Source organism: Bacillus sp. 1A (assembly GCF_052682215.1).
Genome location: NZ_JBQYLZ010000001.1, coordinates 1,509,530 through 1,523,070, shown reverse-complemented (window position 1 = coordinate 1,523,070; position 13,541 = coordinate 1,509,530). Strand labels below are relative to the sequence as shown.

At 35.5% G+C, this 13,541-nt stretch carries 8 protein-coding genes; 1 reads left to right on the top strand and 7 read right to left on the bottom strand.

Going from position 1 to position 13,541, the window contains the following annotated elements; all coding sequences use genetic code 11:
- Positions 1-90: 90 nt before the first annotated feature.
- Positions 91-1,533, bottom strand: a complete 1,443-nt coding sequence (locus tag ACUN0F_RS07565; RefSeq protein WP_445539321.1) for an alanine/glycine:cation symporter family protein — start codon at positions 1,531-1,533, stop codon at positions 91-93.
- Positions 1,534-1,827: 294 nt separating this feature from the next.
- Positions 1,828-3,258, bottom strand: coding sequence for an alanine/glycine:cation symporter family protein (locus ACUN0F_RS07560; protein WP_193672724.1), 1,431 nt, complete (start codon positions 3,256-3,258; stop codon positions 1,828-1,830).
- 302 nt (positions 3,259-3,560) lie between these two features.
- Here ACUN0F_RS07560 and ACUN0F_RS07555 point away from each other — a divergent pair, with 302 nt between their 5' ends.
- On the top strand, positions 3,561-4,199 hold the full coding sequence (locus ACUN0F_RS07555) for an NAD(P)-dependent oxidoreductase (RefSeq protein WP_048542416.1): 639 nt from the start codon (positions 3,561-3,563) through the stop codon (positions 4,197-4,199).
- A 45-nt stretch (positions 4,200-4,244) separates the two neighbouring features.
- On the opposite strand, the gene ACUN0F_RS07550 is transcribed toward ACUN0F_RS07555, so the two are convergent.
- From ACUN0F_RS07550 to ACUN0F_RS07530, 5 genes are all read right to left on the bottom strand, one after another.
- Complete coding sequence (locus ACUN0F_RS07550; protein ID WP_445539320.1) at positions 4,245-9,263, bottom strand: putative mucin/carbohydrate-binding domain-containing protein; 5,019 nt, start codon at positions 9,261-9,263, stop codon at positions 4,245-4,247.
- Between the two features lie 522 nt (positions 9,264-9,785).
- Positions 9,786-10,253 (bottom strand): GNAT family N-acetyltransferase, encoded by a 468-nt coding sequence (locus ACUN0F_RS07545; protein ID WP_445539319.1) that lies wholly within the window; start codon positions 10,251-10,253, stop codon positions 9,786-9,788.
- 113 nt (positions 10,254-10,366) lie between these two features.
- A complete protein-coding gene (locus tag ACUN0F_RS07540; protein ID WP_445539318.1) occupies positions 10,367-11,296 on the bottom strand; it encodes a thioester domain-containing protein in 930 nt (309 codons plus the stop codon).
- A gap of 124 nt (positions 11,297-11,420) precedes the next feature.
- Positions 11,421-12,260, bottom strand: coding sequence for an aldo/keto reductase (locus ACUN0F_RS07535; RefSeq protein ID WP_445539317.1), 840 nt, complete (start codon positions 12,258-12,260; stop codon positions 11,421-11,423).
- A gap of 15 nt (positions 12,261-12,275) precedes the next feature.
- On the bottom strand, positions 12,276-13,439 hold the full coding sequence (locus ACUN0F_RS07530; RefSeq protein WP_445540808.1) for an MFS transporter: 1,164 nt from the start codon (positions 13,437-13,439) through the stop codon (positions 12,276-12,278).
- Positions 13,440-13,541: the final 102 nt, after the last annotated feature.

Here is a 13,541-nt window from a genome sequence, read left to right as displayed (position 1 = left end):
CTAGCCCGTATCAATCGAGAGTTTTACTGTTCACAAATAGCAGGATAAAACAAAAAAATGAGCATCAAGTTTCACTTGATGCTCACCTCATTATACTGCTTTTTCTTTATCAGCTACTGCTGGCTTATCCCAGCACTCTGTATTGTTCAAACCTGGAATAGACTCCGCATAGAATACTGGATCTTTTCCTTGTTTCTTTTGCTTAACGTAATCTGATAATGCCGTGAAAGCGTACTTAGAAAGGAATACGATCGCAACTAAGTTAATAACAGCCATAATCCCCATAAATAAATCTGCTAAATCCCAAACGATTTGAATTGTTGCTACAGATCCTAAAACAACCATACCAAGCACAGCAATTCGATAAGCATTTAATAACACTTTACTTCCATTTAAGAATTCAATATTCGTTTCACCATAGTAGTAGTTACCCACTAATGAACTAAATGCAAACAAGAAGATTGCAACTGCTACAAATATAGAAGCCCACGGTCCGATATGTTGACTTAATGCTTGCTGCGTTAATTGAATGCCATTTAAATCAGCTGCATTATGCAAATCTGATAAAAGAATGATAAATGCTGTACAACTACAAATTAATAATGTATCTGTAAATACCCCTAAAGTTTGAATGAAACCTTGTTTAACTGGGTGCGTTACGTTTGCAGTCGCAGCTGCGTTCGGCGCACTACCCATACCTGCTTCATTTGAGAATAATCCACGCTTTACCCCTAGTAAAATCGCAGCTCCTAATCCCCCGCCCACTACTTCTTTAATTCCGAAAGCATGTAAGAAAATTTCTTTAAATACATACGGGATTGCCGTAATGTTTGTTACAACAACGAATAATGCTACTGCTACATAAATAATCGCCATTACTGGAACGATCATTTCAACCGCACGTGCAATACGTTTTACTCCACCGAAGATAATAACTGCAAGTAAACCAGCCATTACAAGACCTACTAATCTACTGTCTGTTTTGAATGCCCCATCAAAAGCAGCCGCTACAGTATTAGACTGTACAGCGTTAAAAATCAATCCGAAACTAACTGTTATTAAAACAGAGAAAATTGCTCCAAGCCAGCGCTTATTTAAACCCTTTTCCATATAATAAGCTGGACCACCACGGAATGCATTCCCATCTTTTACTTTATAAATTTGCGCTAATGTGCTCTCTACAAATGCAGAAGCACCCCCAATTACCGCAATTAACCACATCCAAAATACTGCTCCTGGTCCACCTGCTGAGATCGCGATAGCTACACCAGCTAAGTTACCAGTACCTACACGAGAAGCTGTACTCATACAAAAAGCCTGGAACGATGATACACCACTCTTCTCTTTTTGTGCTTTCCTCGTTTTCGAACTTGCCCCATCCCCAAGCAAACGAATCATTTCACCGAAGTAACGAACTTGGACAAATTTCACACGAAATGAAAAGTAAAGTCCTAACCCAATTAACATCGCAATGATTATATATGACCAAAGAACATTATTTATATCCCCAATTACATTAGTTAAAAAATCCATAATTGCATTGCCCCCTCTTCTTCACAATAAGAAAATTATATTCTAAAAACTTTAAACAATCAACAATTTTCGACAAGAAGATGTAAGGTTTTCTAACATGTAATTGTTATCATATATGACATGTTTGTTTTTTTCTATACTAAAACAAGGAAAATAGCACAAACATCCCTACACCTATTCAACCAATTATTTCTATACTGAACATAGCAAGAAAAACAAACCGAATTACACTTTACATCATGTATTACAACAAAAAAGATGAGTATCGAATTCTGCTCGATACTCATCTTTTCATTACACTGCTTTTTCTTTATTTTTTACAACCGGCTTATCCCAACACTCTGTATTCGTTAAACCCGGAATAGAATCTGCACTGAACACCGGATCTTTTCCTTGTTTCTTTTGCCTTACATAGTCTGCCAAAGCAGCATATGCAAATCGGCCAAGAAGTGTAATCGCAATTAAATTTGTCATTACCATTAGTCCCATAAATAAATCCGCCATATTCCATACAACTTGAAGCGTTGCAACAGAACCAAATAACACCATTGCAACTACCGCAATACGGTAAATTGTTAACCAAGTTTTACTTTGTTTAATAAATTCAATATTTGTTTCACCATAATAGTAGTTTCCTAGAAGAGAACTGAATGCAAATAAGAAAATAATAATTGCTAAGAAACTGCTTGCCCACGGACCAATTTGTGAACTTAATGCATTTTGCGTTAACTCAATACCTTCTAAATTTGTTGCTTTATATGCACCAGAACATAGTACGATAAATGCCGTCGATGTACATACTAAGAATGTATCTACTAATACGCCAATTGTTTGAATAAAACCTTGCTTTGCTGGATGTGTTACATCCGCTGTTGCTGCCGCGTTTGGTGCACTACCCATACCTGCTTCGTTCGCAAATAATCCGCGTTGAATACCATATTTCATTGCAGCACCGATACCGCCACCTACAGCTGAATCTAAGCCAAATGCCCCTTTAAAAATTTCAGTAAACATATCCGGTATTAAATAATAATTTTTAATAACGACGAAAATTGCTACTGCAATATAAATAAGCGCCATTGGCGGAACGATCATTTCAGACATACGCGCAATACTTTTTACACCACCAAAAATAATAACCGCGACTAATACCGCTAACACAATCCCAACAACGTAACGCTCAATACCAAAGGCATTTTTAAATGCTAATGTAACTGTATTTGCTTGTACGGAGTTGAAAATTAATCCGTAAGTAATTGTAATTAGAATAGAGAACCAAATTCCCATCCAACGTTTATTTAAACCTTTTTCCATATAATAAGCAGGACCGCCACGGAAACCACTACCATCTTTTACTTTATAAATTTGCGCAAGCGTACTCTCCACGAAGCTCGAAGACGCACCGATAATCGCAATAACCCACATCCAAAATACCGCTCCAGGTCCTCCCATAGAAATAGCTAACGCTACACCGGCTAAGTTCCCGATTCCAATACGAGCTGCTGAACTCATACAGAACGCTTGGAAAGAAGATACACTACCTTTTTTACGCGTCTTTCCAGTTAATCCATCACTCATTAGTCGAACCATTTCCCCTAAATGAGTGATTTGTACGAATTTCAATTTAATAGAAAAATAAAGACCTAAACCAATTAACATTGCAATAAGAATATACGACCAAAGAATTGTATTCGTTGATGAAACGAATTGCTCTAAAATATTCATACAATTACCCCCTCCTTTTTCTTCATAAAACGAATTATATTTAAAAAATATTTAAAAATCAACATTTTTCGACAATTTACTCTTTTCCAAATGTTAGTGATTTATAACGTAACAATCTTTTTATGACTCTCCTCCATTTAACTGTACATACTAAAACAAAAAATAAATCTGCAAACAACACCATTGACAAAAACACCTACCTGTAACTATAATGATTACATCAGGTTGTAACAAACCTTATTACAACAAATTCATTTACTTTCAGATATACACTTTAACAAAACACTTTGGAGGGATTTATTATGAAAATCGGAATCATCGGAGCAACTGGTAAAGCAGGAAGTCGTATTTTAAAAGAAGCATTAGATCGCGGACATGAAGTAACTGCAATCGTAAGAAACGCTGCAAAAATTACAGAAGAAAATATAAAAGTTTTAGAGAAAGATGTATTCGCTCTTACATCTAATGACCTACAAGCATTTGATGTAGTTGTAAATGCATTCGGCGCTCCGGCAGGCGAAGAACACCTTCACGTAGATGCAGGAAACGTACTAATTGAAGCTATGAAAGGTGCACCTAACACAAAATTACTTGTAGTTGGCGGCGCTGGAAGCTTATTTGTAGACGAAGAGAAAACAACGCGTGTATTTGATACGCCAGGTTTCCCAAATGAATACCTTGCAACAGCTCAAAACCAAGGTAAAAACTTAGAAATTCTGCAACAAACAAACGATATTACCTGGACATTCATCAGCCCTTCTGCACTATTCGCATTAGGAAAACGTACTGGTTCTTATACAGCTGGACAAGACAATCTTCTTGTTAACGCAAAAGGTGATAGCTACGTAAGTTACGAAGACTTCGCAGTTGCAGCACTTGATGAAATCGAAAATCCAAAACACGTAAACGAACGCTTCACAGTAGTTTCTGAAGCTGAGTAATAAGAAAAAGCTCGTAAAACATAATGTTTTACGAGCTTTTTCTTATTATTGCACTTGTTCTAAGCCATTTGGAGTAATCTTGAAGGAAATTTCTTTAAACTTTTTTTTATCTCCTTTTCCAACTAACTCACTATTTTTGTACCAAATTAAACGACCTGATTCGGCATGATACACTTTCACTACATCTCCATACTGGAATGAAGTTCCATTTACTTGTTCAGCAAAATTCTTTGAAGTTTCTTGCCCTTCTGCTGTTACATGTTTTTTCTCATTTCCTTCTCCATCATATAACGTAATCCCCATGTATAGTTCGTTTTTAAAGTAGCTATGAATTTGTTCATTTGTATATGTTGCATGCAATTTCTTTTCTTCATGATCTAACGTTACAATTGAACGAACACTATTACTTAGCCCCTGATACACTAGACTGTCTCCATATGTTACTTCTACCGGCACTTCTGTCACTTTCTTATTCCCAAAGCGGTCTTTTGTTTCTATTTTCGCTTTTTGCTTACCGATTTTTGATGTATCTAGTTTTTCTACAAAACCGATTACTTCTCCATCTTTTACTTCAACAAACTTCTTCACATCTAATGTTTCACTATTTGTTCCGATTACTACTTTTTGCGGCACTACTTTTATTTCTTGTAAAGCTTCCATTCGCTCGAAACCTTGCTCTGTAATCTTAAAGAGCACTTCATTTACACCGTACTTCGTGTCTATCAATTCATTCTTTTTATATACTTTAAAGCGATCGAATTCAGCCTGATATACTTTTACTACATCACCGTATTCATAAGGCATTCCATTAAATTGCTCTGCAAATGCTTTTGTATTTTCCGTTCCCTCTAGTATCATTTGCTTCTTTTCTTTACCTTCTTGGTCATATACAGTTAATCCCATATACTTTTTATTTATAAAATGAGAATGAGTCGGGCCTTCTGTACCTATTGTATTTAATTTCTTTTCTTCATGATTTAATGTGACAACCGATTTGATATTACTTCCGTTATAACCTGTACCAAAGAACATAATACTATCACCATAAATCACTTCTAACCGTACTTCTGTCACTTGCTTATTTCCAAAACGATCTTTCGTTTCTACTTTTACTTTTTGCTCACCGATTTTCGATGTATTTGGCTTTTCTACAAAACCGATTACTTCTCCATCTTTTATTTCAACAAAGTTTTTCACGTCTAACTTTTCTACATTTGTTCCAACTACTACTTGTTGTGGTTTTGCTGTTACTTCTTGTAGCATGTCCATTCTCTCAAAACCTTTTTCTGTTACTTTGAAGAATAGTTCTTTCGTTCCTTTTTTCTCACCTTGACCAGTAAGGTTATTATTTTGATACCATTTCAAACGATCTGGTTCTGCGTGAAATACTTTCACTACATCTCCATACTCGAACTGCATACCATTTACTTGCTCTGCAAAATTCTTTGAAGTTTCTTGCCCTTCTGCCGTTACATGTTTTTTCTCTTTTCCTTCTCTATCATATAAAGTAATTCCTATGTAGCGCTCTTTATTAAAATACTGATGAATTTGTCTCTCCATATCAGTTGCATGGAATCTCTTCTCTTCGTGCTTTAAAGTTACAATTGAAGCAATATCATCGCCATATCCGACATATGCAATACTATCTCCGTAAATCACTTCTACTGGCACTTCTGTTACTTGCTTATTTCCGAAACGATCTTTCGTTTCTACTTTTACTGTTTGTTTTCCGATTTTCGTTGTATTTGGTTGCTCCACAAATCCAACTACTTCTCCGCCTTTTACTTCCACAAAATTTTTCGCATCTAGCTTTTCAATTTCTGTTCCGACTACTACGGTTTGTGGTTTCGCCGTTACTTCTTGTAACACGTCCATTCTCTCAAAACCTTTTTCTGTTACTTTGAAGAATAGTTCTTTCGTTCCTTTTTTCTCACCTTGACCAGTAAGGTTATTATTTTGATACCATTTCAAACGATCTGGTTCTGCGTGAAATACTTTCACTACATCTCCATACTCGAACTGCATACCATTTACTTGCTCTGCAAAATTCTTTGAAGTTTCTTGCCCTTCTGCCGTTACATGTTTTTTCTCTTTTCCTTCTCTATCATATAAAGTAATTCCTATGTAGCGCTCTTTATTAAAATACTGATGAATTTGTCTCTCCATATCAGTTGCATGGAATCTCTTCTCTTCGTGCTTTAAAGTTACAATTGAAGCAATATCATCGCCATATCCGACATATGCAATACTATCTCCGTAAATCACTTCTACTGGCACTTCTGTTACTTGCTTATTTCCGAAACGATCTTTCGTTTCTACTTTTACTGTTTGTTTTCCGATTTTCGTTGTATTTGGTTGCTCCACAAATCCAACTACTTCTCCGCCTTTTACTTCCACAAAATTTTTCGCATCTAGCTTTTCAATTTCTGTTCCGACTACTACGGTTTGTGGTTTCGCCGTTACTTCTTGTAACACGTCCATTCTCTCAAAACCTTTTTCTGTTACTTTGAAGAATAGTTCTTTCGTTCCTTTTTTCTCACCTTGACCAGTAAGGTTATTATTTTGATACCATTTCAAACGATCTGGTTCTGCGTGGAATACTTTCACTACATCTCCATACTCGAACTGCATACCATTGACTTGCTCTGCAAAGTTCTTTGAAGTTTCTTGCCCTTCTGCCGTTACATGTTTTTTCTCTTTTCCTTCTCCATCGTATAACGTGATCCCCATGTATAGCTCTTTATTAAAATACTCATGAATTTCGCTATCCATATCAGTCGCATGGAATCTCTTCTCTTCGTGCTTTAAAGTTACAATTGAAGCAATATCATCGCCATATCCGACATATGCAATACTATCTCCATAAACCACTTCTACTGGCACTTCTGTTACTTGCTTATTTCCGAAACGATCTTTCGTTTCTACTTTTACTGTTTGTTTTCCGACTTTTGATGTAGTTGGTTTTTCTACAAACCCAATTACTTCTCCATCTTTTACCTCAACAAAAGCTTTTGGATCTAACTTTTCAACGTCTGTTCCGATTACTACTTGTTGTGGTTTTGCTGTTACTTCTTGCAAACCATCTTTTAATTCAAAGCCTTGCGGAGTAATCTTAAAGAATTTTTCTTTTTTATTTTTAGCCTTTCCTTGATCTGCAAGTTTATTATTTTGGTACCACTTCAAACGATCTGGTTCTGCGTGGAATACTTTTACTACATCACCATACTCAAAGTCCATTCCGTTTAATTCAACCGCAAATCGTTTTCCATTTTCTTGTCCTTCTGCAGATACACTTTTCTTTTCAATCCCATTTCGATCATATACCGTTAAGCCCATATATTGTTCTTTTTCAAAACGGTAATGTATTTTATTATTAGTAAAGTTTACATTTAATTTTTTTTCATTGTGACGAAGCATCACTGTTGATATTACATCATTTGAAATCCCTTGAAAAATGATACTGTCACCATAAATCCCATTAACTTGAACAGGAATTGAATTTTTATTTCCCTTCTCATCCTCAATTTCTACTAATACTTCCTGGTTTCCCTCCTGTAATTTAGACCATATAATCTTACCTGTTACTTTTACATTCTCCCCTAAGTTTCGGACTAGTTTACTTGCTTGATTCTCATCAGAATCTGTACCAACTAAAAGGTTTTGCACCTCATTAGCAGGTTCACCATACGGAACCTTATACGGTTCAACTTGCTTTTCACGAATATCATTACTATCTGTAGCTTTCCATATTTCTTTTTCTAATTTAGGTAAATTTAATTTTTCTATTTTCTCTCTAATATCATTATTTGGCGTTAATCCCCATTCCTCAAAGAAAGGAATTAAATTTTGCCCTGCCACTTTTGATGTCATATAAACAAACATTTGCTTTTTCTCTTCATCAGACGCGGGCATTTCACTCTGTGGTAACAAACGATAAGCTTGATGTAACCTAGGATAGAAATGTTCTCCATACACTACATTTAATTGCCAAAACATTGTAAGAGGATTAATGTCATCAATGATCCTTTCTGCTTTAGGCTTCTCTAAATATTCAAATGATTTTTTATAGTGCTCATCCATTTCTAATCGGTTCCCTAACGCCTTTTGAACGGCTAATGAGTAAATATTTACTGTGACTTCGCTTACTTTAGACCACTTCCAAGGTGCTTGCTGATGTAAGTGTCCAACTTCATGCCATGGTCCCCATCCATCCTTTTCAAGCACTTCTATATCTAAAACTCTATTCATTGCGCTTGGAATATACCCTGTATGATAATTTGTCGCAAACATAAAGTCATCTTCATCAGGATTCCGTTTTTCAACAAACTGAACGTAATGATTTGGAGATTTTGCAACCCCAACACCGTCTTCAGATAATCCCGCTACTGCATTTTCCAAACGAATAATCTTATCGTGTAATTTCATTAACTTTGTTGGATTTGTATCGTTCATATGATCTTGGACAGCATTATAACTCGCAGTAATTAAACTTCTCTCACCTTTTAATTCAACTGCATAAGGATCCTTATATTTCTTCAACATTTCATCAAAATCTTTTTTCGTATGCTTACCTAAAATAAATAAAGGGAAGTGACTACCACCATTCGTAACTGAAGCTGTTACTTCTCCTTCGTTATTCATATTATAAAAATATAAAATACCGCCTCTTGGAGATGAAATAACATTTTTCCCTGGTTTTAAATCAAACTCTTCCGGTGCCTTTTCATCATAAGATCTCGTTCCAATAAAAGCTTGAATAGACTGCGTTCCTTTTATATCAATTGTAATCTCTTCATTTGGCTCTGCATAAATTCCAGTCGGTTCATTCGCAGAAAGTTTCCAACTAACTCTTAAACGTTTATTTTCTTCATCCACGCTACCTTTACCCGGTAACTGAAACACTCTCTGCTCAAACTTATTCTCTTTAACCTCTTCTAAATTCCCACCCTTATTCTCTTCCAAAGGTGCCGCATATCCTTTTGATGCTTCGAAAGCTACTGGCGATAATAATGTAGATATACATATTCCAGCTACTAATACCCTACTCGTCTTTTTCTTCGACATAATCTGTGTCCCCTATTCTTTTTGTAATGCAAACCATCATAGATACATTCACTTACTGCAAAATCAATTTCTCTTTATACAACCATTTTAAATACACAACAAAACTTCGCGCCCCAATATCGCTTACCTTTATTCCCTATATATATTCGCTTTCTTATATAGCAAAAAATTTCAAGTCTAAAATTCCTCCTCATCTTTCTCTATGTTTTATGATGAGTTCTCCTTTTTTACATCACGGGATAATGATAAGAAATACATTTAATGTGTATTGTTGTCTATACATGAAAAATGTGTATAAAAATATCGTTTTTTACAATTCATTCATAGGCATCCATCTATGGACAGTTTTTCCAAAATGAATTGTACACGATTTTTTTCTCGTTAGATAGACTTTTCAATTAGATTAATATTACAATTTTATGAATTTAATCCAAAAATCGTAACGTTTAGATTTCTAACTTTAATGCTATTTTAGAATAAAAAAACTGTCCAAAAGATACTAATCTTCCGGACAGGTTTTTATTAATCCAGTATACGTTTCATTACAAATCCTTTTCCGTGCAGCCACTCATCTTCCATTTCACCGGTTAAATGGAACCCAATTGACTCATATAATTTTTGGGCAAGCTTGTTTTCTGGATGTATGCTTAAATACATAACTTTACGATTATATTCTTTTTTTAAATGCTCTATTAACAAACGTAATAATGGTTTTGCATACCCTTTTCCTTGGCATGCACTATCAATGACAAATTGATTTAAATATACAGCCTTTTCTTCTTCCTCAAACCAGCCATACATTGCATATCCGATAGGTGTATCACCATCATATAGCCCTATCGAAATTGCATCTTCTTTATATTTTGTTTCAGCATCAACTAAACAATTTGCGACTGTGCTTTCAATGAATTTATGCTGTTCTTCTGTTACTTTTAAATTAGCAATTTCATGCCGATTTTCTTTCGTTATTTCACAAATACGAAGGTTCATCTTTTATCTCTCTTTCTAATTTATCATCCTCATTATATCGTAACTCATCAAATCGTTAGTACTGGCAATGCAAGAAATGCAAAAAAGCATTGGCACACGCCAATGCTTTTTCATTATCTCTTTTGATTCGGTTTATGTGGTTCATTTGGAGTATGTGGTTTATTATTTTCATGACCATTTGTTGTTTTCCAACTTACCGATAACTCCGGACTTGTTTTTTCTTCACTACGCTCAAGTAATACAACTGCATTTTGAATAGTCGGTGTCCCTTTATGTGCAATCCCTTGTAACTTTGTTAAATTCCCTAATACTTTAAAGCTAAATCCACCAGCTGGTGTTTGTTTCGGAATTAAAATGCGGAACTTTTCTCCTACATTAAATTCTGTTTTTGCTTCGCCTTTTTCATTTACAAATTTCGCTCCCGCTGGTGCACCTGTTGCTTGCACTTTATACGTTCCGCTTTTCGCATTTGTTTCTACTGTATATAAACCTGTTTCAAAGAAATCATTTTTCAACACTGCTTGTTGTTCTTCTGATGGTACGACACTCATCGTAATTTCTTGTAATTCTTCACTAGCATTTGCTTTTGCAACGATGTCTTTCGTTACCTTTTCTACATTTTTATTACGGAAATCTAAATCGTTAATATCAATTTGTTTTAACGCATTCCATACTGCAAGCTGCGTTGCATAATGTGCCTCTCTCCAATCAGAAACACCTAATTCTTGTGGACTCTTTTGCGGATACCCATTTAACAGTACACGGTATACATTAATATCCACTTTGCCCATTTCCGGTAAATCTTGACCGCTTGGAGATTTCAAATCTACATTTAAGCAAAAGGCAATTTTTCCATCTGCTGTTTTAATAAGCTCTGTTCGAATTGGTTTCTTCTTTGACTTACTATAACTCCAATCCATTTCATACTTTGTATGATCCATAACTTCCGCGAATGCTTTTTGAAGTGGAAATAATAAGTTCGCAAATACAAATAAAACACTCAAAAAAGCAGCCATTAGCTTGAACGATCTTTTTATATTCATGTTTACAACCCCTTATGAAATAACAAATTTTCTTCTGTTTATTATTTAGTTAGAAACTTTTTTTATGCATAAACAAAACAAAAAAGAGTGCAAACTGTTTGCACTCTTGCTCTCCACTATAAGTTTAGAAATCAAAGTTATCAGGATCTGGACCAACGCGATGATTTTCATTTAACGCATCAATTTTCTCCATATCTTCTTTCGTTAATTCAAAATTAAATATATCAGCATTTGCAATAATGCGGTGTTCTTTCGTTGATTTCGGAATTGTTACAACCTCATTTTGAAGATCCCAACGTAAAATAATTTGAGCTGTCGTTTTATCATGCTTATCAGCAATCTCTTGTAATGTTTCGTTATCTAATAATTGACCTTGCATAAGTGGTGACCATGCTTCCATTTGAATACCTTGTTCTTTACAGAACGCTTGTAATTCTTTTTGTGTTAAACGAGGGTGATATTCCACTTGGTTAATCATCGGTTTCATTTCTGCACCTGCTAATACGTCTTTCAGATGGTGAATTTGGAAGTTACTTACGCCAATTGCACGCACACGATCTTCTTTATACAGTGTTTCTAACGCTCTCCACGTATCTTTGTATTTCCCTTCTACAGGCCAATGGACAAGATATAAGTCTAAATAATCTAGCTCTAATTTTTTTAAGCTCTCTTCATATGCAGCAAGTGTCGTTTCATATCCTTGATCCGAATTCCACACTTTTGAAGTAATAAATAAATCTTCTCGAGTAATCCCGGCTTCTTTTATACCAGCGCGAATTCCTTCTCCAACTGCTTTTTCATTTCCATAAATCGCAGCTGTATCAATACTGCGGTATCCTGCTTTAATCGCCGATTTTACCGCTTCTACAAGTTCTGGTCCATCTTCTACTTTAAATACACCTAAACCGAACCAAGGCATTTCTACACCATTATGCAATGTTGTTTTACTTTGTAAATTTTTCATTATATTTTCTCTCCCTTATTTCACTTGATCTCTTTTTTCTAATGTCATACTCCACGCTGTTAAAATAACAGCCCCTGCTACCATGATGCCACCTACCCAGGCCGTATGAATTAACCCTAACGAGTTCGTTACAATACCGCCCAAGTAAGCACCAAGAGCAATTCCTGCGTTAAATGCTGCAATGTTAATCGCTGATGCCACATCAACAGCACTTGGAACAAATCTCTCAGCTAATATAACGACATACACTTGTAGCCCTGGAACATTCATAAACGCAAATAGTCCCATAAAAATAATTGTGATGAGTCCAGCGACTTTAAATGGCGCTGTAAATGTTAAAACAAATAATACAATTGCTTGAATAAAGAACATGTAAAATAGCGCTCGAATCGGATTATGATTCGATAACTTTCCGCCGACCATATTCCCTATCGCAATGGCGATTCCATACACTAATAAAATGATAGTAACAGTACTTGCTTCAAACCCTGTTACTTCTTGTAATAGCGGAGATAAATACGTAAACGTTACGAATGTTCCCCCGTATCCTAATGCAGTAATAATAAATACAAGTAATAGCCTTCCATTCGTAATCAGTTTGAATTGATCACGAAATGCTACGGATGTACCTTTTTTCAAGTTAGACGGAATCAGCATACTGTTGGCAATTAAGGCAACGATTCCAATTGCCACAATTACCATAAACGATGCTCTCCAGCCAAATTGCTGACCGATAAATGTTCCAATCGGTACGCCTGTAATGGTCGCAACAGTTAAACCAGTAAACATAAATGCAATTGCACTCGCACGTTTATTCTCTGGTACAAGCGCAGCCGCAATTGTGGATCCTATCGACATAAAAACGCCGTGTGCAAACGCAGATACAACCCTTGCGATAAGCAACACAGTAAAACTTGTTGCCACTGCCGCAATTCCATTACCAATAATGAAAATAATCATAATCCACATTAATAACGTCTTTCGCGACATACTAGCTGTTAATGACGTTAATACTGGGGCACCAAACGCTACTCCTAATGCATATAAAGAAACGGTTAAACCCGCTGTTGTAACAGAAACATGTAAATCCTCTGAAATAGATAGTAATAAACCGACACTAATAAATTCGGTTGTACCAATTCCAAACGCACTAATTGCTAGTGCTAATAAAGCAAACATGCTTCTCCGATTCGTCTGTACTACCGAAGAAGATACTGTATATGAATTCAATTGAACTCCTCCTTAATACGAGAAATCCAATCATAATAGTATGAAAAAAGG

Bases quoted from the DNA above. Each gene is read 5' to 3' on its own strand.
- ACUN0F_RS07565 (WP_445539321.1), bottom strand. From the start codon at position 1,533: ATGGATTTTTTAACTAATGTAATTGGGGATATAAATAATGTTCTTTGG.
- ACUN0F_RS07560 (WP_193672724.1), bottom strand. From the start codon at position 3,258: ATGAATATTTTAGAGCAATTCGTTTCATCAACGAATACAATTCTTTGG.
- ACUN0F_RS07555 (WP_048542416.1), top strand. From the start codon at position 3,561: ATGAAAATCGGAATCATCGGAGCAACTGGTAAAGCAGGAAGTCGTATT.
- ACUN0F_RS07550 (WP_445539320.1), bottom strand. From the start codon at position 9,263: ATGTCGAAGAAAAAGACGAGTAGGGTATTAGTAGCTGGAATATGTATA.
- ACUN0F_RS07545 (WP_445539319.1), bottom strand. From the start codon at position 10,253: ATGAACCTTCGTATTTGTGAAATAACGAAAGAAAATCGGCATGAAATT.
- ACUN0F_RS07540 (WP_445539318.1), bottom strand. From the start codon at position 11,296: ATGAATATAAAAAGATCGTTCAAGCTAATGGCTGCTTTTTTGAGTGTT.
- ACUN0F_RS07535 (WP_445539317.1), bottom strand. From the start codon at position 12,260: ATGAAAAATTTACAAAGTAAAACAACATTGCATAATGGTGTAGAAATG.
- ACUN0F_RS07530 (WP_445540808.1), bottom strand. From the start codon at position 13,439: ATGTTTGCTTTATTAGCACTAGCAATTAGTGCGTTTGGAATTGGTACA.